Origin of the sequence: Xanthomonas sp. MUS 060, from assembly GCF_000963215.1 — a bacterium.
Lineage (GTDB): Bacteria > Pseudomonadota > Gammaproteobacteria > Xanthomonadales > Xanthomonadaceae > Xanthomonas_A.
Map to the genome: position 1 here is coordinate 73,064 of NZ_JZIM01000008.1, position 24,540 is coordinate 97,603.

Here is a 24,540-nt window from a genome sequence, read left to right on the forward strand (position 1 = left end):
GTGCCGAGTTACTTGCGTGCCTGCATGAACGCATCGCGGAAGCGCAGCATCTCCGCCTCGGTGCCGACGATCACGCGCACGCGCGTCGGCCAGCTCGGCCAGGTGCGCCCCACGATCACCTCGTGATTGGCCATCGCCGCCGCGAAGGCCTTGCCATCGTGCTTGACGTCGACCATGAAACAGTTGGCCTGCGAGGGTAAACAGGCGTAGCCCTTGCTCTTCAGCCAGGCGATGGTGGCGTCGCGGATGCGTGCGTTTTCGGCACGCCGTACCTGCACCAATTGCCCATCGCTCAAACTGGTGATGCCCGCCGCCGCTGCGGTGATCGCCACCGGGTTTTGGCCGAAGCCGGCGAGCTTGCCGAGCAGCCCTGGCGAAGCGACCGCCAGGCCCAGGCGCAGGCCGGCCATACCGTAGATCTTGGAGAAAGTCCGTAGCACCAGCAGATCCTGGCGCTGGTCGATCAGGTCGATCACCGATGGCTGTTCGCTGTAGTGGAAATAGGCTTCGTCGACCAATAGCACGCTGGAAGCGGGCTTGTTGTGCAGTAGCCATTCGATCTCGGCACGCGGGGTGATCGAGCCGGTCGAATTGTTCGGATTACACAGATAGATCAGCCCGGCGTTCGGATCGGCGCCGGCCATGGCCTTGACGTCGTGTGCGCCGTCGGCGCGTAACGTCACCCGCCGCACCGGCGCACCTTGCGCAGCGGCGACATCGGCCACCGTCTCGAACGTCGGATCGGCCACCACCACGCTGGCGCGCGCGGAGGTGAACGCGCGTGCGGCGCGCGCCAGTGCTTCGCTGGACCCTGGATAGACCGCCACGTGGTCGCTGGGTAAATGTGCTTGGCCAGCGAATGCGGTGACCAGCGTGTCGGACAACTCCAACAGGTAGCGGCCGGCGCGTGGCAGGATCGCTTGCACGGCCTCCAGTGCGGCAGGCGAGGGGCCGAGTGGGCATTCGTTGAAGTTCAGATACACCGTCCCGGTGGCCGGTGCTACGCTGGTTGTGGCCGCTGCGGCAGAGAGCTTGCGCCGAGCCGCCTCGGCTGTTGGGGCCAGGCCCACGGCACCGAGCGTCGGACCAGAGGTGGCGAGAGACAGAAACGAACGACGCGATACCGGTAAGGACACTAGATGCTCCAGGGCGAAGGGGGTAACGCCAACGCTCCATTCATCCTAGGGTAACCAGAGGTGCACTGATGAAGTCGAGTTCGCAGAACGGACATCGCTTCAGTCCTTGGTGCCCATCTCATTGCGAGCGGGCCTGCCTTGATTGAACCGGACTTCGGCGGTTTTACCTGCCGCGTGGATGCCCAATGCGGATCCGATGCAACTGCGAGCACCCAACGCGCCATCCTGAACAAGGAGCGTCATGCTATCGATCAAGCACGGCAATCGGGTTTTTGCCGGCTCCGTGTCCGGTGTTTCGGTTTGCCGAACGTTCCGCCATGCCGACGCGCCAGCTACTATCGCCCCCTCTCTTGGTTATCCCGTTCCCGCCACGCATGACTGTCACACCCACTCCTCAGCAACGCGTCGCCGAACTGCGCAGTCAACTGGAGGATGCCAATCACCGCTACTACGTCCTGGCCGACCCTGCCATTCCTGATGCCGAGTACGACGCGCTGATGCGCGAACTGGAGGCGCTGGAGGCCGCGCATCCGGCGTTGGCGCGCGAGGATTCACCGACCCGCAGCGTCGGTGCGCGACCGGATAGCGGCTTTCCCGAAGTGCGCCATGCGATTCCGATGCTGTCGCTGGCCAATGCGTTCGAAACTCCCGGCGTGGCCGAGGATGCCGACGACCGCATCCGCTTTGCCGAAGTTGCCGATTTCGAGCGCCGCATCGAGCGCGAACTGGAGTTGGCCGCGCCGGTCTTCTCGGTCGAGCCGAAGCTGGATGGCCTGGCGATCAGCCTGCGCTACGAGGACGGCGTGTTCGTACAGGGCGCCACGCGTGGCGACGGCAGCACGGGCGAGGACGTCACCGCGAACCTGCGTCAGGTACGTTCGGTCCCGCTGAGGTTGCGCGAGCTTGGCATGCCGATGCCGGCGGTACTGGAAGTACGTGGGGAAATCTACATGCCGCGTGCCGCGTTCGCCGCGTGGAACGCACGCGCGTTGGAGCGCAACGAAAAACTGCTGGCCAACCCACGCAACGGCGCTGCCGGTTCGTTGCGCCAACTCGATCCAGCGGTGACCCGGCGTAGACCGCTGGCATTCTTCGCCTATTCGGTAGGCCAGGTGCGTGGCCTGGAACTGCCCGAAACCCATTCGCAGACCCTGCAGTTACTGCGCCGCTATGGGTTCCCGGTGGCGCCGCAAGCCGATACCGCGACCGGCTTCGATGGCCTGATTGCCTATTTTCGCCGCATCGGTGCGCTGCGCGATGGCTTGCCCTACGACATCGATGGGGTGGTTTACAAACTCGACGACTACGACCAGCAAGCGGCGATGGGTTTCGTCGCGCGCGCGCCGCGCTGGGCGCTGGCGCACAAGTTTCCGGCGCAGGAGCAGTCCACCGTGCTGCGCGCGATCGAGGTGCAGATCGGCCGCACCGGTGCCGCCACTCCGGTGGCACGCTTGGAGCCGGTGCAGGTCGCCGGGGTCATCGTCACCAATGCGACCTTGCACAATGCCGACCAGATCGCGCGGCTGGACGTGCGTGTCGGTGACACGGTGATCGTGCGCCGCGCCGGCGATGTGATTCCCGAAGTGGTGCGGGTGATCGAAGCACGTCGCCCACCTGACACGTGCCCATGGACGATGCCGGCGGCATGTCCGGTGTGTGGTTCGGAGCTGGTCAAGGAAGACGATGCTGTGGCCTGGCGTTGCAGCGGTGGCCTGGCGTGCGCGGCGCAGCGCAAGGAAGCGGTACGCCATTTCGCTTCGCGTCGCGCACTGGACATCGAAGGCCTGGGGGAACGCCAGGCCGATGCGCTGGTCGAATTCGGCTTCGTGCAGTCGCTGGCCGACCTGTACGCGTTGCGCGTGGAAGATTTGGTGCGGATGAAGGCGGCGCTGGATGCGGCCAGCGCCGCCGATCTGCTGCTGGCGGTGGAGGAGAGTAAGGGAGCGCTGGTGCTCGATGCCGCCGGTCGCGCCGCGTTGGCGCAGCAGGCGCCGCGATGGCGGCATGCCGATTTCCTGCGCACGCACTTGACGGTGGACCTCGGTGGCAAGTTGGCGACGAAGTGGGCGGAGAATCTGCTCGCCGGCATCGATGCCAGTCGCGCCACCACGTTGCCGCGTTTTCTGTTCGCGCTGGGTATCCCGCATCTTGGCGAAACCACCGCCAAGGCGTTGGCCTACTGGCTGGGATCGCTGGCGTTCGTGCGCAGTACTCCGGCGGCGGTGTTGCAGGCGCTGCCGGATATCGGTGGCGAGGTTGCCCGTGCGATCGCCACGTTCTTCGAACAGCCAGGCAACGCCGCTGTAGTAGATGCCTTGATCGCAGCCGGGATTGGCTTTGCCGACGAAGGCCGTCCGCCCGCAGCACTGCGCGAACGCCTGGATCTGGCGCACCTGCTCGGCACACTGCCGGTGGACAAGCTCGGCGATAAGAGCGCGCAGCGTTTGGCGGCCACGTATGGCACGTTGGATGCGTTGCTGCGCGCCAACGAAAGCGGCTGGACCGGCGCGGGACTGTCCGCGGCGGGCGCGGCCAATCTGGCCGCCTATCTGGCCGATCCTGCGCAGCGGCAGGCGTTGCTGGAGGCGGAGGCCGCGATGCGACGCCTGCTCGATGCCGCGCCGCAACAATCGACGCGCCACGCCGGTCCACTGGACGGACAGACCGCCGTGCTGACCGGCAGCCTGACGCAACTCACTCGCGATGCGGCAAAAGCGCGGCTGGAAGCCCTCGGAGCCAAGGTCGCCGGCAGCGTGTCGAAGAAGACCAGCTTCGTCGTCGCCGGTAGCGAGGCCGGCTCCAAGCTGGACAAGGCGCAGGAACTGGGCGTGGCGGTCTGGGATGAGGTGCAACTGCTGGCGTTCCTGGCCGAACACGAGGAGCAGGGATGAATCCACTCGCGCCACCGGTCGCCGTCGGGACGCCCGTCGACCTGACTGCGCTGCGGCTGCGCGCCGCGCTCAATGCCTGCATCCGCCGTTTCTTCGCCGCCCGCGACGTGCTTGAGCTGGAGACGCCGATTTTGTCGGTGGCCGGTAATACCGAACCGAATATCGAGAGTTTCCAGACCCGCTTCAGTGGCCATGTCGATGCCGGCGCAGCACTGCGCTGGTTACGCACCTCGCCCGAGTATCCGCTAAAGCGCTTGCTGGCCGCCGGCGTTGGCGATTGCTACGAACTGGGCCGGGTATTTCGCAATGGCGAGGCGGGCGGTCGCCACAATCCCGAATTCACCATGCTGGAGTGGTACCGGATCGGCTGGAACCATTTGCAACTGGTCGAGGAAACCGTGGCGCTGGTGCGCGCAGCGCTGGCCTTGGTCGCGCGCAGTGCGTCGTTGCAGGTGCTCAGCTATCGGCAGCTGTTTCTGGAAACGCTGGGCCTGGATCCGTTCGTCGCGTCACTGGAAGCACTGCAACAGCCGTTGTGCGAGATCCGCATCGATGCGCAGGGCTTGAATCGCGACGACTGGCTGGATCTGTTGATGACCCATCGGTTGCAACCTGAATTCCCGTCTGATCGCATCACCGTGGTGTACGATTGGCCGGCCAGCCAGTGTGCCTTGGCGCGCGTGCGCGATGACATTCCGCCGGTCGCCGAGCGTTTCGAGCTCTACCTGGGCGGCTACGAACTAGCCAACGGCTATCACGAACTCAATGACGCCAGCGAGCAGCGCAGGCGCTTCCTACGCGACCACGCGGTGCGCCATGCGCGCGGCATGCCGCTGCCGCCGCTGGACGAGCGGTTGTTGCAGGCCTTACCGGGCTTACCCGATTGTGCAGGTGTGGCGGTTGGTGTGGATCGTTTGTTGATGGCGATGTGCGGCACGACGCAGATCGGTGCGGTACTCGCTTACGATTTCGCCCATGCCTGAGCCGATGGTCATGGGCAATATCCGGATGCGATTGCGCTGTCCATGTCGATGATGGTCTGATCGGGCCGGGCATGCGCTAGCATGTAGACCGTGTTGTCTCCGATGTTCAGGTTCCTAGGCAGAGGTGCACAGCCAAGTATGAAATGGTCTTACGGGCTCGCGGGTGGCTGTTGGCTGGCATTGGCTGTGAGCGTATCGCCCGTGGCGGCGCAGCAGAACGCCACGGGCGATGCCTATGCCGAGGCCGTGGTGCGCTGCGAATCGCGCGACATGCTCTGGACGCATTGCGCGATGCCCACCGCGCAGGGAGTGCAATTGGTGCGGCAACTTTCCGACAACGATTGCATCCGCGGCAGCGAGTGGGGAGTGGACGCCACCGGCGTGTGGGTGACGCAGAGCTGCCGCGCCGAATTTCTTTCCATTCCATCCGAACAACCGCACCACAGCGCCATGCGTCGTCTGCTGCATTGCGAGTCCAGCGGTCGGGTCGAGAGTTGCCCGGTGATGCTGCACGGGGCACCGGTACGGCTGATGCGGCAACTCTCCTCCATGCCTTGCCAGAAAGAACGCAGTTGGGGCGTGGGGCGTAACGAGATCTGGGTTGCGCGCGGGTGCCGGGGCGAATTCGAGATCGGCGCCAGCGACGGCTCCGGTTTCCCACCGGGTGCGCGTGTGGTGTTATGTGAATCCAAGGGGCATGCGCACAGGCGTTGTGGGGCCAGTATCGAGGACTCGGCGCAGTTGCTTCGCCAACTTTCTGGTTCGCCCTGCGTGCAGGACGACAGTTGGGGGTGGGATCGCGATGGCATTTGGGTCGACAAGGGCTGTCGCGCGGAGTTCACTGTCAACTGAGCCTTGCCCGTGCGTGGATCCGGCAAGCGGGCAGGGCCAGACGGTTACAATGGTGCGATGAACGCCTCTGTCGCCATTGATTACGCACGCTACGACCATATCCGCCCGATTTTGTGGACGGGCGATGCGCTGGAACTGCTGGATCAGCGCAAATTGCCTTTTGCTGTGGAGCACGTGCGTTGTACTGACAGCGATCAGGTCGCCGAGGCGATCCATACGCTGGCGGTGCGTGGTGCGCCGGCGATCGGTATTGCTGCCGGCTGGGGAGCGGTGCTGGCAGCGCACGCGGTGCAGGCCGAGACCGGCGCCGAGGCGCTGCTCGCGCTTGAACCTGCGTTGCAACGGCTCAATGCCGCGCGTCCAACAGCCGTGAACCTGGCTTGGGCGCTGGCACGCATGCGCAGGGTGCTAGGCACGGCCGGTGGCGATTGGCGCGGCGTACTCGCGCGCCAAGCGCAGGCCATCGCCGAGGAAGACCTTGCCGCCAACCGCAAGATGGGGGCGCTCGGCGCCGGACTGATCGCGTCCGGTAGCGGGGTGCTGACCCATTGCAATACCGGTTCGCTGGCGACTGCCGGCTTCGGCACCGCCTTGGGTGTCATCCGCGCTGGCGTCGCCCAGCAGCGGATCGCCAAGGTATTCGCCGGCGAAACCCGGCCGTGGTTGCAGGGCGCGCGCTTGACCGTGTGGGAGCTGCAGCAGGATGGAATTCAGGCGACGCTGATCGCCGATTCCGCCGCCTCGCACCTGATGAAGACGGGGGCGGTGCAATGGGTGATCGTTGGCGCCGATCGCATCTGCGCCAATGGCGATACCGCCAACAAGATCGGCACCTATCAGCTCGCCATCGCCGCCCGCCATCACGGCGTCAAGTTCATGGTGGTGGCGCCATCGTCGACGGTGGACATGGACACCGCCGACGGCGCGCAGATCGACATCGAGCAGCGCGACCCGGGGGAGTTGTTCGGTGTCGGCGGCGTGCGCACCGTGGCCGATGGCATCGCCGCCTGGAACCCTGTGTTCGACGTGACCCCGGCGGCCTTGATCGATGCCATCGTCACCGAGCGCGGGGTGATCGAGCGCCCGGACCGTACGCGTATGCGTGCGGCCTTCGGCGGCTGAACTCGGCAGGGCGCTCCCCCTCCAGGCGCGCCGGCAAGCACGTGCAAGTGCTTGTTCGCGCCGACAAAACCGGGCACCGGGACGCCCGCCGTGATAGAATCCGGCGGTTAGATCGACCGCTGCGTGTCCTCGGCGTTCGGCACCGGCAGCTCTGCTTGCCGCAGGCCGGAGGCATGGTCGATCCGCCACCAGACTTTCGGAATCAGAATGGCAGAATCGGCCAAGGAAATCATCCAGGTCAACCTGGAAGACGAGATGCGCAAGAGCTACCTCGATTACGCCATGAGCGTGATCGTGGGGCGTGCGCTCCCGGATGCGCGCGATGGCCTCAAGCCGGTGCATCGCCGCGTGTTGTTCGCAATGAACGAGCTGGGCGCGCACAGCAACAAGCCCTATTACAAGTCGGCGCGCATCGTCGGCGACGTCATCGGTAAATACCACCCGCACGGCGACCAGTCGGTGTACGACACGCTGGTGCGCATGGCGCAGCCGTTCTCGCTGCGCTACATGCTGGTGGACGGGCAGGGCAACTTCGGTTCGGTCGATGGCGATTCCGCTGCGGCGATGCGTTACACCGAAGCTCGGATGTCGCGGCTCACCCACGAGTTGATTGCCGATATCGACAAGGAAACCGTCGATTTCCAGCCTAACTACGACGAGAAGGAGCAGGAGCCGTCGGTCATGCCGACGCGCTTTCCGAATCTGTTGGTCAACGGCTCGGCGGGTATCGCCGTGGGCATGGCGACCAACATTCCGCCGCATAATCTGAGCGAGTCGATCAACGCCTGCATCGCGCTGATCGACAACCCGCAGATCGATGTCGATGGATTGATGGAATACATTCCCGGCCCGGATTTCCCCACGGCCGGCATCGTCAATGGCACCGCCGGCATCATCGCCGGCTACCGTACCGGTCGTGGCCGCGTGCGCATGCGCGCCAGGGCCGAGATCGAAATCCAGGACAATGGCCGCGAGGCGATTGTCGTCACCGAAATCCCGTACCAGGTCAACAAGGCGCGGTTGATCGAGAAGATCGCCGAACTGGTCAAGGAAAAGAAGCTGGAGGGCATCAGCGAATTGCGCGATGAGTCCGATAAGGACGGCATGCGCATTTACATCGAAGTCAAGCGTGGCGAAGCCGCCGACGTGGTGCTGAATAATCTGTACCAGCAGACCCAGATGGAGTCGGTGTTCGGCATCAACATGGTGGCGCTGGTCGATGGCCGTCCGCAGTTGCTCAATCTCAAGCAGATGCTGGAGGCGTTCGTCCGTCACCGCCGCGAGGTGGTCACCCGCCGCACCATCTTCGAACTGCGCAAGGCGCGCGCGCGCGCGCATATCCTCGAAGGCCTGACCGTTGCGTTGGCCAACATCGACGAGATGATCGAGCTGATCAAGACCTCGGCGAACCCGACCGAAGCACGCGAACGCATGCTGGCCAAAACCTGGCAACCGGGTCTGGTCGGTGCCTTGCTGAGCGCGGCCGGGGCGGAGGCATCGCGCCCGGACGATCTGCCCAGCGGGGTCGGCTTGGGCGCTGGCGGCTATCAACTGACCGAAGTGCAGGCCACGCAGATCCTGGAAATGCGTCTGCACCGCCTCACCGGCCTGGAGCAGGAGCGGCTCACCGAAGAGTACAAGCAGTTGTTGGAGGCGATTTCCGGACTGATCCGGATTCTCGAAAATCCCGACGTGCTGTTGCAGGTGATTCGCGAGGAGCTGGTCAGCATCCGCGAGGAGTACGGCGACGCGCGTCGCACCGAGATCCGCCACAGCGAGGAGGATCTGGACATCCTCGACCTGATCGCGCCGGAAGACGTGGTGGTCACCCTGTCGCATGCCGGTTACGCCAAGCGCCAGCCGGTCAGTGCCTACCGGGCACAGCGTCGCGGTGGACGTGGCCGCAGCGCGGCGGTGACCAAGGAAGAGGATTTCATCGATCATCTGTGGCTGGTCAACACCCACGACACGCTGTTGACCTTCACCAGCAGTGGCAAGGTGTTCTGGTTGCCGGTGTACCAATTGCCCGAGGCCGGCCCCAATGCGCGCGGCCGTCCGGTTATCAATTGGATCCCGCTGGAGCCGGGCGAGCGGGTGCAGGCGGTCCTACCGGTACGCGAATACACCGACGGCCACTACGTGTTCTTCGCCACACGCAAGGGAATGGTCAAGAAGACTCCCCTGAGCGAGTTCGCCTACCAACTCAAGCGCGGCAAGGTCGCGATCAACCTGGACGAGGGCGATGCCCTGGTCGACGTGGCGCTGACCGATGGCGAGCGCGATGTGCTGCTGTTCGCCTCCAATGGCAAGACCGTGCGTTTCTCCGAGCGACCCAAGGACGAGGAGAGCGAGGAGATGCCTGTCGATGAGATCGCGGCAGACGATGCCTCGGTTGCCGACGACGAAGCTGCGGGCGAGGATGGCGACGAGACGCGCGGCGCGCGGCGCAAGAGCCGTGGCGGGGTCAAGCCGACCGGCCGTAGCAGCCGCGGTGTGCGTGGTATCCGCCTGGCCAAGAGCGAGTATGTGGTCAGCCTGATCGTGACCGATCCGGCCGAAGACCAGGACGAGGATGCCGACGATGCCGACGATGCCAGTCTGGCGCAGGAAGCCGAAGCCGATGCGCAGACGCGCACTACCGACGATGCAGACGCCTATATCCTCACTGCGACCGAAAATGGCTATGGCAAGCGCACTGCGTTGGGCGAGTATCCACGCAAGGGCCGTGGTACCCAGGGCGTGATCGGTATCCAGACCAGCGAGCGCAACGGCAAGCTGGTCGGTGCAGTTTTGCTGAGCGCTAAGGACGAGGTGTTACTGATCTCCGACGGCGGCACCCTGGTGCGCACCCGTGCCTCGGAAATCTCGCGTGTCGGTCGCAATACTCAGGGTGTGACCCTGATTCGCCTGTCCAAGGGCGAAAAGCTGCAGGCCGTGGAGCGCCTGGACGGTTCGCTGGTCGAAGAGGAATCGCTGTCCGGCGAAGACACTGTGACCGACACCGCCAGCATCGCCTCGTCGCAGGACTGATCGCCGCGTCCATGGGACGTCTCGTAAAAGACATGACGATGCCGGCATGACGCCGGCATCGTTGTTTTGGACAGATGACTGCTTAGAGTTGGCAGGGATGGGATTACCTATCGCCAGCGTGCGCGTTGGTGCGAGATTACTCCAACTGATCGCGCGCGAATGCCACGTCCAACGCCTCCATCGCGTCGCGCGGGGTGAGCGTGGCGGCTTTTTCGAATGCCTGCGCCGCCTCGTCCTCGCGTTTGTCGCCGTGCAACAGCAACAGCACGTTGGCATGTTCGATATGCGCGATCGGTGCCTCCGGGGTTAATTTCAGCGCTTGCCGGATATGCTGCTCGGCACTGGCGGCCTTGGCGCCGTAGGTGAGCCCGCCGATCATCGCGCCAACCTTGCCGATGATCTCGGCGTGGTACACGCTCAGCGCCATGTGCGCCTCGGCATGCTTGGGCTCCAGTTCCAGCGCCGTTTCCAGCGATTTGCGCACCTTGCCGGCGATCCCCTGTTTAATCGCCTTGGCGATGCTCAGTTCCTGGCTGTAGCGGCCTAGCGCAAAGGCATGGCGATAGTGGCTGTTGGCTTCCTCCGGCAGTGCGGCGATGGCCGCCTCGGCCAGGGTGGCGGCCTGTTGCAGACATTGTAGTTTGTCTTTGCCGTCGGCGACCAGATAGCTGGTGTGGATGCCCAATGCCTTGATCGCCACCGATGCGCCCAGCACACCCAGCGTCTGTCCAGCCCTGTAGGCACGTTCGAACTGACCATGGTGGAAAGCGCGCCATGCCTCGATCAGCGCCGCCGACAACGTCTGCGCATCGTGGCCTTTCCCCGCTTTACCGACGGCATTGAGCAGCGCCTGCGCACGTGCCAGATCTGGATAGGGTTCGCGGTCGCCGGCATGCAGCTTGGGCCAGGCCTTTTTCAACGCTTCGCCGGGATAGGCGTAGGCCTTGGCGTCGTGCGGAAATGACGCCCATGCGCTTGAGGGTGTAGCCATGTGTGGCATTCCTGTGATCTGTGCCGAGCATGGCCTCGTCATCGTCGCCTGGCAAGGGATAGTGTGTTTACTCAAGCCGCTCTCGCCAGCATGCGCATCACGTTGCTGTGTTGGCATCGGGAGATCTGCGATGGTGATGAAGATGAAGAAGCGTTCCTCTATTCCCGAGTCGGGCCTGCCGACCCGGCGATATTTATGGCTGGCCAGTCTGGGCCTGGTGTCGCTGACCCATCGGCACGCGTTGGCGGCTGCCAGCGGTGCCGTGGATAGTGCGACCAGCCTGAAAGCGCGCCTGGCGCAGTGGACCGATGGCGCCGAACATAGCGTGCGCGAGGGCGCGGCGGCGTTGCGCGGTCAGGTGCAGCCGTTGAGTGCCGAAGTCGAAGCGCGCTTGCAGCCGGTGTTGGTCAAGCTGGGCTTGCAATCGGCACCGCGCGCCATACCGCGCAAGCGAGCGGCAGCGGCCAAGTCGACCGCCAGGAAAACGGCGAGGAAGACCGCCCCCACGCCGCCGCGGACCCGTAGGGCACGAGCCTGAGGGAGCGCGCGCAGGCATGCAGCGGGCTCACGCCTGGCCGCATGGTACGCAGTTGCGCTGGTGCGCCGACGCCGTGCTCAGTCCACCAGATAGGCGTCGGTCAATGCGGCCAGATGCGCGCGTTCGGCCTCGCGCAGGAATGGGCTGATCAAGCGCATCACCTGCACGATGCCATGGCGAATCGCCAGTTGCTCGTTCTTCTCGCCGTGCGCGGCGGCGTAGTTGAGCCAGAAGGTTGCCACCACCAGCACGTTGGTGGCGATGCCGTGTCGTTCTTGTGCCGTGGCGTGCATCGCACCGGTCTGGGCTAGCCCTTGCAATGCGGCTTGTGTGCTGTCGTCGGCACGCTGCAGGATGCGCGAGAAGCGTAGGCGCAAGCGTCGGCTGCGGCTAAGGATTTCGATCAGGTCGCGGTACAGGAATCGGTAGTCCCAGATGCATTCGAACACCAGATGCAACTGCAGCCAAAAGTCTTCCAGTCCCGGCAGTCGTGCGCCCGGCAGTACCATCGCCGCGTCCATGCGCTCCTCGTAGCGCGTGAACAGGTGTTCGATGATGTCGTCCTTGTTGCGGAAGTGGTAATACAGATTGCCAGGGCTGATTTCCAGCTCGTCGGCGATATGATTGGTGGTGACGTGGGGCTCGCCCTGCGCGTTGAACATCGCCAGGGCGGTATCGAGAATGCGTCGTCGGGTGTCGCGCGCCATCAGGCCAGCAGCTTCTTCACCAGATCCACGTATTTCTTTTGCGCTTCTGTCTGGGGCATGCCCTTGAGCTTGGCGCGCGCCTCGTATTTGGCAGTGCCCACGAAATCGAAGAAACCAGGCTTTTTACCGCTCACATCACCTTCCGCACCTTGTTTGTACAGCGCGTACAGACGCAGTAAGGTGTCGTTGTCTGGGCGCTCTTCGCGTTGTTTGATGTCACGGGCGGCTTTTTCGAACGCCGCTTTGATATCCGCCATTAGATGTCGCTCCGTGCTGACCGGCAGGCATCACAGCACGGGTGAAAGGTCGGGTCAACGCAAACCGTGGCAGGGACGAGGTCTGTCCCTTGTTCCTGCGGGTTGATGCACCGTAGCTGTATGGGTTACATGACCGGCAGTGCATCGGCACGCATGAGTGTGGCGTCGGGCTCCTGTGCGGTCTGCGCCTGTCGCGCCAATGAGGCCTTGGCTGCGATGGAGCGGATCGCATCGGTCACTTCGGCCAGGGGAACCTGATTGCTCAGGCGTTGAAAGGTATCGCGGCTGTTGTAGCCAGATCCGTCGCGCAGATAGTGCTCGTACATTTCCAGCAGTTCGATGCAGGCCGCGGTCAGGGTCTCCATGTTGTTCCTTGCCAGAGCATGGCCGACCTGGTCGAGGTTATGCAGGCAATCGGAGAGCCAGTGCAGGTCGTAGCGTGCGCTGTTGGGTTCCGGTCCGTTGTTGCCACGGCTATAGGCGCTGTAACGGCGAATACTGCGGGCCACGCGGGCCACGTGCGCCAATAGGGTGCCGACCTCGTCGGCGATGTCGATCTGGGCCAGCGCGATGCTGGATTTGGATGTGTATGCTTCGGAATGTGACTGGGATTGTGAATGTGACTGGGAGGGGGTGGATGACGCGGTGCCGGCTGGTTGCTGTTCCGTGTCGGGCGTTGCTTCCGACTCCACCGGGGGAGCTGCTTGTATGAGTTCGTATTCGTGGCGCAGGGTCTCCAGCTCCTGCATCTGTGTGGCGGCCTGGGCCTTCAGTTGCGTCACGGCCGCCTGATAGCGCCCAATGATCTCCTGGGCGCTGGCATCGCGCCGATACGCCTGCCCGAGCTTCTGGAACAGGCCGTGCGCGAACGCGGTTGCCACGGCCGCCCATAGCGCGATTGCAGGAGTCAAGTAGATCAGGATGCCCATACAGGCTCCTTGAAATGTTGGAGCTCTTGTCGGCACGCTGGCCGTGATCTTGAGGGGGCAACAGGCAAGCAGGGAAGCCTGTTCCATTTTGACGGAGAGGGAGCCGTTACGTGCCGGGCCCGCAGGCGTGGTCTGCGGGCGTGGTCTGCGGGAGGGCGGTCAGCGCAGGATGCCGGGCAAATCCACGAACGCCGCTTTGATATCCGCCATTAGATGTCGCTCCGTGCTGACCGGCAGGCATCACAGCACGGGTGAAAGGTCGGGTCAACGCAAACCGTGGCAGGGACGAGGTCTGTCCCTTGTTCCTGCGGGTTGATGCACCGTAGCTGTATGGGTTACATGACCGGCAGTGCATCGGCACGCATGAGTGTGGCGTCGGGCTCCTGTGCGGTCTGCGCCTGTCGCGCCAATGAGGCCTTGGCTGCGATGGAGCGGATCGCATCGGTCACTTCGGCCAGGGGAACCTGATTGCTCAGGCGTTGAAAGGTATCGCGGCTGTTGTAGCCAGATCCGTCGCGCAGATAGTGCTCGTACATTTCCAGCAGTTCGATGCAGGCCGCGGTCAGGGTCTCCATGTTGTTCCTTGCCAGAGCATGGCCGACCTGGTCGAGGTTATGCAGGCAATCGGAGAGCCAGTGCAGGTCGTAGCGTGCGCTGTTGGGTTCCGGTCCGTTGTTGCCACGGCTATAGGCGCTGTAACGGCGAATACTGCGGGCCACGCGGGCCACGTGCGCCAATAGGGTGCCGACCTCGTCGGCGATGTCGATCTGGGCCAGCGCGATGCTGGATTTGGATGTGTATGCTTCGGAATGTGACTGGGATTGTGAATGTGACTGGGAGGGGGTGGATGACGCGGTGCCGGCTGGTTGCTGTTCCGTGTCGGGCGTTGCTTCCGACTCCACCGGGGGAGCTGCTTGTATGAGTTCGTATTCGTGGCGCAGGGTCTCCAGCTCCTGCATCTGTGTGGCGGCCTGGGCCTTCAGTTGCGTCACGGCCGCCTGATAGCGCCCAATGATCTCCTGGGCGCTGGCATCGCGCCGATACGCCTGCCCGAGCTTCTGGAACAGGCCGTGCGCGAACGCGGTTGCCACGGCCGCCCATAGCGCGATTGCAGGAGTCAAGTAGATCAGGATGCCCATACAGGCTCCTTGAAATGTTGGAGCTCTTGTCGGCACGCTGGCCGTGATCTTGAGGGGGCAACAGGCAAGCAGGGAAGCCTGTTCCATTTTGACGGAGAGGGAGCCGTTACGTGCCGGGCCCGCAGGCGTGGTCTGCGGGCGTGGTCTGCGGGAGGGCGGTCAGCGCAGGATGCCGGGCAAATCCAACTGACTGTTTTTCTTTAGCGCAGTCGATCGCGACGGCATAGCCGGCATCGGCATGTCGCATCACCCCGGTGGCCGGGTCGTTCCACAGCACGCGGGCGATGCGCTTGGCGGCGGCCTGGCTACCGTCGCAGACGATGACCATGCCGGCATGCTGCGAGAAGCCCATGCCGACGCCACCGCCATGGTGCAGCGAGACCCAGGTCGCGCCGCTGGCGGTGTTGAGCAGGGCGTTGAGCAACGGCCAATCGGACACCGCATCGGAACCATCGGCCATGGCTTCGGTCTCGCGGTTCGGCGAGGCGACGCTGCCGCTGTCCAGGTGATCGCGGCCGATCACCACCGGTGCTTTCAGTTCGCCGTTGGCGACCATCGCGTTGAACGCCAGGCCGAGCCGATCACGCTCGCCCAGGCCGACCCAGCAGATGCGCGCTGGCAGGCCCTGGAAGTGGATCTTCTCGGCGGCCATGTCCAGCCAGCGGTGCAGATGCGGGTCGTCGGGGATCAGTTCCTTGACCTTGGCGTCGGTTTTGGCGATGTCTTCGGGGTCGCCGCTCAGTGCGACCCAGCGGAACGGGCCGATGCCACGGCAAAACAGCGGGCGGAGATAGGCGGGAACGAAGCCGGGGAAGTCGAAAGCGTTGCGCACGCCTTCTTCCAGCGCCATCTGTCGCAGATTGTTGCCGTAGTCCACGGTTGGCACGCCGAGCGCGTGGAAACCAAGCATGGCACGGATGTGGTTGGCCATCGAGGCGCGTGCAGCCCGTTCCACCTCCTTGGGCGCGCGCACGCGCTGCGCATCCCACTGTTGGACCGTCCAGCCCTGCGGCAGATAGCCGTTGACCGGATCGTGCGCCGAGGTCTGGTCGGTCAGCAGGTCCGGTTTGACCCCGCGCTGGAGCAGTTCGGTGAGGACATCGGCGACATTGCCGAGCAGGCCGATCGAGCGCGGCTGCTGCGCTTTGCACGCGGCCTCGATCAGGCGCAGGGCTTCGTCGAGATTGTCGGTCCAGGTGTCGAGATAGCCGGTACGCAGGCGCATGTCGATGCTGCTCTTGCGGCATTCCACCGCCAGGCACGAGGCGCCGGCCATCACCGCCGCCAACGGTTGCGCCCCGCCCATGCCGCCGAGTCCGCCGGTAAAGAGCCATTTGCCGGCAAGATTGCCGCCATAGTGTTGGCGGCCCATTTCCACGAAGGTTTCGTAGGTACCCTGCACGATGCCCTGGGCGCCGATGTAGATCCAACTGCCGGCGGTCATCTGCCCGTACATCGCCAGGCCTTTTTTGTCGAGCGCGTTGAAGTGGTCCCAGGTGGCCCAGCGTGGGACCAGGTTGGAATTGGCGATCAGCACGCGCGGTGCGTCGGGGTGGGTGCGTAACACGCCGACCGGCTTGCCCGATTGCACCAGCAGCGTTTGATCCTCATCCAGGCGTTTGAGTGTCTCCACGATTGCGTCGAAGCTTTCCCAATCGCGTGCGGCACGGCCGATGCCGCCGTAGACGACCAGCTCCTGCGGGCGTTCGGCCACGTCCGGGTGCAGGTTGTTCATCAGCATGCGCAGCGGCGCTTCTGTCAACCAGCTTTTGGCGGTGAGGGTGTTGCCGGTGGGCGCATGGATGGTGCGGGTGGCATCGAAGCGGGGCATGTGGGATTCCTCTGGCGAATGCGGGAACGTGCGTTGGCGGGCTACTGGGCGCAATCGTATGGCGCAGGCACGCAAGGGATGGGGGACGCCTGGGCGAAGTCCAGGCAGGCTTGCAGCACCTGCTGCAGGACCGCGCTCAGCGCGGCGGCATGCGCGGGTTTCCAAGGCGAGGGCCAGGTCGAGGGCGAGATCGTCTGCGGTTCGTGCATGTAGCCGCGGCAGGCCAGTTCCATCTGGATTGCGTGCACGCCTTGCGCGGGCGCGGCGTGATGGCGGGTACTCCAGCCGCCCTTGAAGCGACCGTTGCGCACATGGCTGAAACCGCTGTTAGCGCACACGCGCTCGACCGCGTCAGTCAGTGCGGGCGCGCAACTGCCGTCGAGCGTGCCATCCGGGCCAGCGCTGCCGATGTTGAACTGCGGCAGTTCGCCGTCGAACAGGTGCGGAATACGCGAACGGATCGCATGGGCGTCGTACACCACGATCGTCGGATGCCGCGCGCGCAGGCGTGCGATCTCGGTATCGAGCGCTGCGTGGTATGGCGCGAACCAGCGTGCGCGACGTTCGGCGATCTCTTCCGCATCCGGTTCGGCGCCAGGCCGGTACAGCGGCTGTGCGTCGAAGGTGGTCAGCGGGCATAGTCCGGTGGTGTTCTGTCCGGGATACAGCGAAATCCCGGCAGGGTCGCGGTTGACGTCGATGACCGAGCGCGAGATCGCGGTGCGCACCGTGGTGGCACCCAGCACGGTGGCGAATTCGTACAGGCGATCCACCCACCAATCGGCATCGCGCTGCGCCAGCCATGGCGAGACGAAGCGCTCGGCCAGCATGACCGGCAATTCGGTGCCGGTGTGCGGAAAACTGACGATCAGCGGCGTATCGCCGCGCTGCACACTCAGCCAGTCTGGTTTGGATGTCATCGGCGCCTCGCGTGTCGATCCGGGAGCAACTTGCGCAGTGAAGGAGCGCGGTGTCCTGGCGCAGAAAATCGCGCCTGCATGCTCACAGGGCCGAGCTGGCGTCGGGCAGGCGCACGCGCACGACCTCGGCCAGTGCGCCCTCGCGTACCAGGGCGGCGGCGGCGCACATGTCCGGATGGAAGTAGCGGTCGTCCTGCAGCGACGGTACGCGCGTGCGCAGCAGCGCACGTGCGGCTTCCAGCGCGGCGCTGGAGGCCAGCGGTGCATGGAAATCGCAGCCTTGCACGGCGGCGAGCAGTTCGATGCCGATCACGTTGGCCGCGTTCTCGGCCATCGGCAACAGGCGCCGCGCGCCGTGCGCGGCCATCGAAACGTGGTCTTCCTGGTTGGCCGAGGTCGGGATCGAATCGACGCTGGCCGGGTAGGCGCGTTGCTTGTTTTCCGAGACCAGTGCCGCGGCGGTGACCTGCGGGATCATGAAGCCGGAATTGAGGCCGGGCTTCGGGGTTAGAAACGCCGGCAGCCCGGAGAGTGCGGGGTCCACCAGCATGGCGACGCGGCGCTCGCTGATCGAGCCGATTTCGCACACCGCCAGCGCCAGCATGTCGGCGGCGAAGGCGACCGGCTCGGCGTGGAAGTTGCCGCCGGACAGTGCCTCGCCTGTCTCGCTGAACACCAGCGGGTTGTCGGATACTCCGTTGGCCTCGATCGCCAGGGTAGTGGCGGCCTGGCGCATCACGTCCAGCGCGGCACCCATCACTTGTGGCTGGCAGCGCAGGCAGTACGGATCCTGCACGCGCAGGTCGTTGTCGCGGTGGGAATCGCGGATCGCCGAGTCACGCATCAGTTCGCGCAGCGCGGTGGCGGTGGCGATCTGCCCGGGCTGGCCGCGTAGCGCGTGGATGCGTGGGTCGAACGGGGTGTCCGAGCCTTTCGCCGCCTCGGTGGAGAGTGCGCCAGTGACGAGGGCGGCCTGGTACACGCGCTCGATCTCGAACAGCCCGGCCAGCGCATAGGCCGTGGAGTATTGGGTGCCGTTGAGCAGCGCCAAGCCTTCCTTTGCGCCAAGCGACAACGGTTGCAACCCGGCCTGGGCCAACGCTTGCGCAGCCGGCAAACGCGCGCCAGCGACGAAGGCTTCTCCGACGCCGAGCATCACCGTGGCCAGGTGCGCCAGCGGCGCCAGATCGCCGGAGGCGCCGACCGAGCCCTGGCAAGGCACCACCGGGATCACCTCATGGCGCAGCAGCGCTTCCAGCAGCGCCAGCGTCGGCGCACGCACGCCGGAGGCGCCCTGCGCCAAGCTCGCCAGTTTCAGCGCCATCATCAACCGCACCACCGGCACCGGCATCGGCGCACCGACCCCCGCCGCGTGCGACAGCACGATGTTGCGTTGCAGGACGTCCAGATCGTCGGGTTCGATGCGCACGCTGGCCAACTTGCCGAAGCCGGTGTTGATGCCATACACCGGTGCGCCACGGGCGACGATGGCGTCCACCGTCTGTGCACTGCGCGACACTGCATCGGCGCAGACCGGATCCAGGCGCACGCCAGCACCGCGGTACACGGCGCGCCACTGCGACAGGCTGACCGCACCTGGACGCAGCAGAATCTCGTCGTTGCTCATTGTCCTCTCCAGATACGCGCATTCAGTGGGTTCAAGCCCATGCGATAGACCAATTCGGCCGGTTCTTCGATGTCCCAGATCGTCAGGTCGCAGCTCAGCCCGGCGCGCAGGCGGCCGATCCGGTTCTGGCGCCCGAGTGCGCGCGCTGCTTCACGGGTGAAGCCGGCGATACATTCGGCCACGGTCAGGTGGAACAGCGTCGCGGCCAGGTTCATCGCCAACAATGGGCTGGTCAGCGGCGAGGTGCCGGGATTGCAGTCAGTCGCCAGCGCACGCGGTACACCTGCGGCGCGCAGCGCGGCGATGGGCGGTAGTTGCGTGTCGCCAGTGAAGTAGAAGGCACCTGGCAACAGCACCGCGACAGTGCCGCTGGCGGCCAGCGCCGCGACACCGGCAGCGTCCAGGTATTCGAGGTGATCGGCCGATTGCGCGCCGTAGCGCGCGGCCAGCGCCGCGCCACCTTGGTTGGAGAGTTGCTCGGCATGGATCTTCAGCGCCAGCCCATGGCGCTGCGCGGCCTGGAACACCTGCTCGGTTTGCGCAGGAGTGAACGCCAGATGCTCGCAGAAAACGTCCACCGCTTCGGCCAGGCCCTGCGCGGCGACGGCTGGGATCATCCGTTCGCAGACCTCGTCGATGTAGGTTTGCGCCTGGCCGTCGGGCGGCACCGCGTGCGCGCCGAGGAACGTCGGCGACACCGTCACCGCGCGCAGTTCGCCCAGCCGCCGCGCCACGCGCAGCAGACGCAGTTCGTCCTCCAAGGTCAGACCGTAGCCGGACTTGATCTCCACCGTGGTCACGCCCTCGGCCAGCAGGGCGTCGAGCCGTGGCAGGCTGGCGGCGAGGAGAGCGTCCTCGTCGGCGGCGCGAGTGGCGCGCACGGTGGAGACAATGCCGCCGCCAGCGCGGGCGATGTCGGCATAGCTGGCGCCGCGCAGGCGCTGCTCGAACTCGCTGGCCCGGTTGCCGGCGTAGACCAGATGCGTGTGGCAGTCGATCAGGCCAGGACCGATCCAGCGTCCACCGCAGTCGATGCTGCGTTGTGCGGTCAACGGACCCGGCAATTGCGCCGCAGCGCCAGCGTAGACGATACGACCGTCGCGGCAGCCGACCACGCCGTCGCGGACCAGGCCAAGCCCGTCGTCTTCGGCCTCCAGCGTCATCAGATGCGCGTTGTGCCAAAGCGTGTCGCAGTGCATGGTCGCGGTCGGCCCCGTCGGCTATTTTGTATATACAATAATTGCGGTCGATCAAGGGTGTCCAGTGCAGACCCAGGCACAGCAGGCAATGGACGGAAACGAGGCGCAGAGCGGGTTCTGGTGCGCACACGCGCTGTTGCCGCAGGGGTGGGCGCGGGATGTGCGGATCGCCGTTCGCGCTGGCCGGATCGCCGCGCTTGAGGTCGGCGCAGCGGCGGTGTCCGGCGATCAGCGGTTGGTGATTGCGCTGCCTGGACTTGCGAATCTGCACAGTCACGCTTTCCAGCGCGGTATGGCTGGCCTCACCGAGATCGGTGGGCGCAGCGGCGATAGCTTCTGGAGTTGGCGCGAGCTGATGTATCGCTTCCTGCAGCGGCTTGATCCGGACAGCATGCAGGCCATCGCCGAACAGGCTTACGTGGAGATGCTCGAAGCCGGCTTCACCCGTGCTGGCGAATTTCATTATCTGCACCACGCGCCCGACGGCCGGCCTTATGCCAATCGCGCCGAGATGGCGCAGCGCCTGGCCGCGGCGGCGCAGACCAGTGGCATCGGCCTGACCTTGCTGCCGGTGTTCTACGCGCACGCCGATTTCGGCGGCGTTGCACCGCATCCTGCACAGCAGCGTTTGCTGCACGAGATCGACGGATATGCCGATCTTCTCCACGCGAGTCGCCATGCCTTGCGCGGACTGGACGATGCGGTGCTGGGCATCGCTCCGCACAGTTTGCGTGCGGTCACTCCGGAGCAACTGGTGGCGTTGCTGCCGCTGTGCGATGGCCCGGTGCATCTGCACATTGCCGAGCAGACCCGCGAGGTGGACGCTTGCCTGGCCTGGAGCGGGCAGCGGCCTGTGCAATGGCTGCTGACGCATGCGCCGGTGGATGCGCGCTGGTGTCTGGTTCACGCCACCCATGTCGATGCCGACGAAGTGCGGGGCATCGCCGCCAGTGGTGCGGTGGTCGGCCTGTGCCCGATCACCGAGGCCAATCTCGGCGACGGGCTGTTCCCGCTGCGGGATTTCCTCGCTGCCGGTGGCCGTTTCGGCGTTGGTTCCGACTCGAACGTATTGATCGATGCGGCGGAGGAACTCCGCTTGCTCGAGTACGCTCAGCGCCTGACCTTGCGTGGCCGCAACGTCCTCACACATGCCGACGGGCTCTCCAGTGGCCGTTTTCTGTTCCAGTGCGCGGGGCAGGGTGCGGCGCAGGCGCTTGGGGTCGAACAGGGGTTTCAGGTCGGTGCGCCAGCGGATCTGGTCGAACTGGATGCCGCGCATCCGGCGCTGCAGGCGCGCGACGGCGATGCGTGGTTGGACAGTTGGATCTTCGCCGCGCGTGGCGGCGCGGTGCGTTCGGTCTGGCGCCACGCTCGCCAATGGGTACGCGATGGTCGCCATCTGCAACGCGAAGCGGTCGCCACGCGCTATGCGCGTGCGCTCGGCAAGCTGCTCGACACATGAGCGCGCATGCCTGTCTGCGCAGCACTCGCCGCGACTGCCGAGGTTGTCGATGAATTCGCCACATCCCGCGCCCCCGCTCAACCAACGTATCCGCCGCGAGATCGAAGCGCGTATCCGCAGTGGCGCGTGGCCGCCGGGTCATCGGATTCCGTTCGAGCACGAATTGATGGCGCAATACGGTTGCTCGCGGATGACGGTCAACAAGGTGCTGGCGCTGCTGGCCGATGCCGGCATGATCGAGCGACGGCGGCGTGCTGGCTCGTTCGTGGCGCGCCGGCATCCGTACATGGAGCAGGCCGCGTTGGAGATCCCGGATATCCCGGTCGAGGTCGCCGCTCGCGGTCATGCCTACCGTTTCGTGTTGCTGGAACGGCAGCAGCGCGCTGCGCGACCACAGGAGCAGGAGGTCCCCACGGGAGGGACTTTGCTGGCCCTGCATTGCCTGCATTTCGCCGATGGTCGCCCATTCGCGTTGGAAGAACGGGTGATCAACCCGGTGGCGGTACCGGAAGCCTTGTACATGGATTTTGCGATCACCGTACCCGGCAGTTGGCTGTTGCAACATGTCTCCTGGACGCGCGCCGAACACCGCATCAGTGCGGTCGGCGTCGACGCCGCGCAGGCCGCGCGGTTGCAGGTAGCGGCAGGCACGGCCTGTCTGTCGATCGATCGCCGCACCTGGCGGGGTGAGCTGCCGGTGACCTTCGTGCGTCAGCTGTTCCTCGGCGACACCTACGATCTGGTCGCGCGGTTCTCGCCCGGAGAGCGTTGAAGCGCTGCCGCTGTGGCATCGGCTCCAGCACCATACTCCAGCGTGCATTTGTCCTGCTCGCCGCTCTCTGGCAAGTTAGCACCGAGGGCGGGCGAAGGGCCATGGCCACGCAACGAGGGATAGCTGGGCATGACGTATTTCGTGACAGGCGCTACTGGCTTTATCGGCCGCTATCTGATGACCAATCTGCTGCGACGCAAAGGCATCGTGCATGTTCTGTTGCGCAAAGAATCCCAGCGCAAGTTCGATGCGCTGGTGCGTGAGCACGGTTGGGACAGCAAGCGCCTGGTGGTGTTGCACGGCGATGTGGGGAGCGTGTCTTGCGGATTGGATACCGCGCAGTGCAAGGCGCTCAATGGCAAGGTCAAGCACTTCTTTCACTTGGCAGCGTTATACGATCTTACCGCCAAGGCTCATGCGCAACGCGTCGCCAACCTCGACGGTACCCGCAATGCGCTGGAGCTGGCTGCGCAGATCGGCGCTGGCGTGTTCCACCACACCAGTTCGATTGCGGTAGCCGGGTTGTACCCGGGTGTTTTTCGCGAGGACATGTTCGAAGAAGCCGAGGGGCTGGATGATCCCTACCTACGTACCAAGCACGACGCCGAGGCGCTGGTGCGCGCCGAGACCCGGATCAAGTGGCGCATCTACCGTCCGGCGATGGTGGTCGGCGATTCGCGCAGCGGCGCCATGGACAAGATCGATGGGCCGTATTACTTCTTCCCGCTGATCAAGAAGCTGCGTCAGCTATTGCCGTCGTGGGCGCCGATGCTGGGCATCGAAGGCGGGAGGATCAATCTGGTGCCGGTGGATTTCGTCGCCAATGCAATGGACCACATCGCGCATAAACCCAAGCTCGATGGTCGCGCGTTCCATCTGACCGATCCGGAACCGCGGCGCATTGGCGAGGTGCTCAACCTGTTTTGCCGCGCTGGTCATGCGCCGGAGATGAGCTTGCGCGTGGATACGCGGATGTTTGCCTTCGTACCTGCCAATATTCGCGAGGCCATCGGTGGCTTGCCGCCAATCCAGCGCTTCACCGGCATGCTGCTGCGGGATTTCCGCATCCCGCGCGAAGTGCTGAAATTCATCAGTTATCCAACCCGCTTCGATAGCCGCGAGACCGAGCGCGCACTCAAGGACAGCGGCATTACCTTGCCACGGCTGGAAGACTACGCCTGGCGTCTGTGGGACTACTGGGAACGGCAACTGGATCCGGACCTGTTCGTCGACCGCTCGCTCAAGGGCAAAGTGCGCGGCAAGGTGGTGCTGATCACCGGCGGCTCCTCGGGGATTGGCCTGGCCACCGCACAGCGTGTCGCCGAGGCCGGTGCCATCACCATCATCGTTGCGCGTGGCGAACAGGAACTGCATGCCGCACGCGATGCGATGAACGCCAAGGGCGGCAAGGTGTTCGCTTATACCGCCGACCTGTCGGATCTGCACGAGTGCGATCAGTTGCTCAAGACCGTGCTCGATGCGCATGGCCGTGTCGATGTGTTGATCAACAACGCGGGTCGCTCGATCCGCCGCTCGATCGAACTCAGCTACGAGCGCTTCCACGATTTCGAGCGGACCATGCAATTGAACTACTTCGGCAGTCTGCGCTTGATCATGGGCGTGCTGCCGGGCATGACCACGCGGCGCAAGGGCCACATCATCAACGTCAGTTCGATTGGCGTGTTGGCCAATTCGCCGCGCTTCTCCGCGTATGTCGCCTCCAAGGCGGCGCTGGACGCTTGGAGCCGCTGTGCGCAGGGCGAATTGTCGAGCAAGGGCATCAGCTTCACCACGGTCAATATGCCGCTGGTGAAAACACCCATGATCGCTCCGACCAAGATGTACGACAACGTGCCGACGTTGAGCGTCGAGGAGGCCGCCGACTTGATGGTCAAGGCGATCATCGAGCGTCCCAGTCGCGTGGCGACGCGCCTGGGCATCTTTGCCGCGCTGGTCAACGCGCTGGCGCCGAAGGCCTACGAGGTGGTGATGAACACCGCCTTCGAACTATTCCCCGATTCGGCCGCCGCCAAGGGCGACCGCAAGGCACTGCGCGAGGCCAAGCCGAGTCAGGAGCAGATCGCGTTCGCCGCGCTGATGCGCGGGGTGCATTGGTGAGGAAGGCTCTGGTTCTGGCCGTGTTGGTGAGTCACT

Annotated in this window: 18 protein-coding genes and 1 pseudogene; 9 read left to right on the plus strand and 10 right to left on the minus strand. The window is 64.9% G+C overall.

What is annotated here, in order from left to right:
* Window positions 1–8: 8 nt before the first annotated feature.
* Window positions 9–1,136 carry a pyridoxal phosphate-dependent aminotransferase gene (locus tag XANALMUS060_RS09970; RefSeq protein ID WP_045738261.1) on the minus strand — a complete coding sequence of 376 codons (1,128 nt, stop codon included), beginning with the start codon at window positions 1,134–1,136 and terminating at the stop codon, window positions 9–11.
* A gap of 374 nt (window positions 1,137–1,510) precedes the next feature.
* Between XANALMUS060_RS09970 and ligA the strand changes: the two genes are divergently transcribed.
* The 5 genes from ligA (at window position 1,511) to gyrA (ending at window position 10,014) form a co-directional block, all read left to right on the plus strand.
* Window positions 1,511–4,027, plus strand: a complete 2,517-nt coding sequence (gene ligA, locus XANALMUS060_RS09975) for an NAD-dependent DNA ligase LigA (protein WP_045738262.1) — start codon at window positions 1,511–1,513, stop codon at window positions 4,025–4,027.
* Window positions 4,024–5,010 carry an EF-P lysine aminoacylase EpmA gene (gene epmA, locus XANALMUS060_RS09980; RefSeq protein ID WP_045738263.1) on the plus strand — a complete coding sequence of 329 codons (987 nt, stop codon included), beginning with the start codon at window positions 4,024–4,026 and terminating at the stop codon, window positions 5,008–5,010. Before ligA ends, epmA begins: the two co-directional genes overlap by 4 nt.
* A 138-nt stretch (window positions 5,011–5,148) precedes the next feature.
* Window positions 5,149–5,862 carry a DUF3011 domain-containing protein gene (locus tag XANALMUS060_RS09985; RefSeq protein ID WP_045738264.1) on the plus strand — a complete coding sequence of 238 codons (714 nt, stop codon included), beginning with the start codon at window positions 5,149–5,151 and terminating at the stop codon, window positions 5,860–5,862.
* A gap of 57 nt (window positions 5,863–5,919) precedes the next feature.
* On the plus strand, window positions 5,920–6,984 hold the full coding sequence (gene mtnA, locus XANALMUS060_RS09990) for an S-methyl-5-thioribose-1-phosphate isomerase (RefSeq protein ID WP_045738265.1): 1,065 nt from the start codon (window positions 5,920–5,922) through the stop codon (window positions 6,982–6,984).
* Window positions 6,985–7,191: 207 nt separating this feature from the next.
* Entirely contained in the window at window positions 7,192–10,014 is a 2,823-nt protein-coding gene (gene gyrA, locus XANALMUS060_RS09995; protein WP_045738266.1) for a DNA gyrase subunit A, read from the plus strand.
* 136 nt (window positions 10,015–10,150) lie between these two features.
* Here gyrA and XANALMUS060_RS10000 read toward each other — a convergent pair whose 3' ends face one another.
* Window positions 10,151–11,005: a hypothetical protein gene (locus tag XANALMUS060_RS10000; RefSeq protein WP_045738267.1), complete on the minus strand. Its 855-nt coding sequence runs from the start codon at window positions 11,003–11,005 to the stop codon at window positions 10,151–10,153.
* Between the two features lie 142 nt (window positions 11,006–11,147).
* Here XANALMUS060_RS10000 and XANALMUS060_RS10005 point away from each other — a divergent pair, with 142 nt between their 5' ends.
* Window positions 11,148–11,543: a hypothetical protein gene (locus XANALMUS060_RS10005; protein WP_200894033.1), complete on the plus strand. Its 396-nt coding sequence runs from the start codon at window positions 11,148–11,150 to the stop codon at window positions 11,541–11,543.
* A 77-nt stretch (window positions 11,544–11,620) separates the two neighbouring features.
* On the opposite strand, the gene XANALMUS060_RS10010 is transcribed toward XANALMUS060_RS10005, so the two are convergent.
* From XANALMUS060_RS10010 to hutI, 8 genes and pseudogenes are all read right to left on the minus strand, one after another.
* Window positions 11,621–12,250: a TetR/AcrR family transcriptional regulator gene (locus tag XANALMUS060_RS10010; protein WP_045738268.1), complete on the minus strand. Its 630-nt coding sequence runs from the start codon at window positions 12,248–12,250 to the stop codon at window positions 11,621–11,623.
* Window positions 12,250–12,507, minus strand: coding sequence for an acyl-CoA-binding protein (locus XANALMUS060_RS10015; protein WP_045727654.1), 258 nt, complete (start codon window positions 12,505–12,507; stop codon window positions 12,250–12,252). Before XANALMUS060_RS10015 ends, XANALMUS060_RS10010 begins: the two co-directional genes overlap by 1 nt.
* Window positions 12,508–12,632: 125 nt before the next feature.
* Window positions 12,633–13,436 carry a hypothetical protein gene (locus XANALMUS060_RS10020; protein ID WP_045738269.1) on the minus strand — a complete coding sequence of 268 codons (804 nt, stop codon included), beginning with the start codon at window positions 13,434–13,436 and terminating at the stop codon, window positions 12,633–12,635.
* Window positions 13,437–13,771: 335 nt separating this feature from the next.
* Entirely contained in the window at window positions 13,772–14,575 is an 804-nt protein-coding gene (locus XANALMUS060_RS10025; RefSeq protein WP_045738269.1) for a hypothetical protein, read from the minus strand.
* A 159-nt stretch (window positions 14,576–14,734) separates the two neighbouring features.
* Window positions 14,735–16,406 (minus strand): annotated as a pseudogene (hutU, locus tag XANALMUS060_RS10030) (urocanate hydratase).
* Between the two features lie 41 nt (window positions 16,407–16,447).
* Window positions 16,448–17,326 (minus strand): N-formylglutamate deformylase, encoded by an 879-nt coding sequence (hutG, locus tag XANALMUS060_RS10035; protein ID WP_045738270.1) that lies wholly within the window; start codon window positions 17,324–17,326, stop codon window positions 16,448–16,450.
* A gap of 82 nt (window positions 17,327–17,408) precedes the next feature.
* Window positions 17,409–18,953, minus strand: coding sequence for a histidine ammonia-lyase (hutH, locus tag XANALMUS060_RS10040; protein ID WP_045738271.1), 1,545 nt, complete (start codon window positions 18,951–18,953; stop codon window positions 17,409–17,411).
* On the minus strand, window positions 18,950–20,152 hold the full coding sequence (gene hutI / locus XANALMUS060_RS10045; protein ID WP_045738272.1) for an imidazolonepropionase: 1,203 nt from the start codon (window positions 20,150–20,152) through the stop codon (window positions 18,950–18,952). Before hutI ends, hutH begins: the two co-directional genes overlap by 4 nt.
* 88 nt (window positions 20,153–20,240) lie before the next feature.
* On the opposite strand from hutI, the gene XANALMUS060_RS10050 reads away from it, so the two are divergent.
* From XANALMUS060_RS10050 to XANALMUS060_RS10060, 3 genes are all read left to right on the plus strand, one after another.
* Window positions 20,241–21,614 carry a formimidoylglutamate deiminase gene (locus XANALMUS060_RS10050; RefSeq protein ID WP_045738305.1) on the plus strand — a complete coding sequence of 458 codons (1,374 nt, stop codon included), beginning with the start codon at window positions 20,241–20,243 and terminating at the stop codon, window positions 21,612–21,614.
* Between the two features lie 49 nt (window positions 21,615–21,663).
* Window positions 21,664–22,386, plus strand: a complete 723-nt coding sequence (gene hutC / locus XANALMUS060_RS10055; protein ID WP_045738273.1) for a histidine utilization repressor — start codon at window positions 21,664–21,666, stop codon at window positions 22,384–22,386.
* Window positions 22,387–22,515: 129 nt separating this feature from the next.
* Entirely contained in the window at window positions 22,516–24,504 is a 1,989-nt protein-coding gene (locus tag XANALMUS060_RS10060) for an SDR family oxidoreductase (RefSeq protein WP_045738274.1), read from the plus strand.
* Window positions 24,505–24,540: the final 36 nt, after the last annotated feature.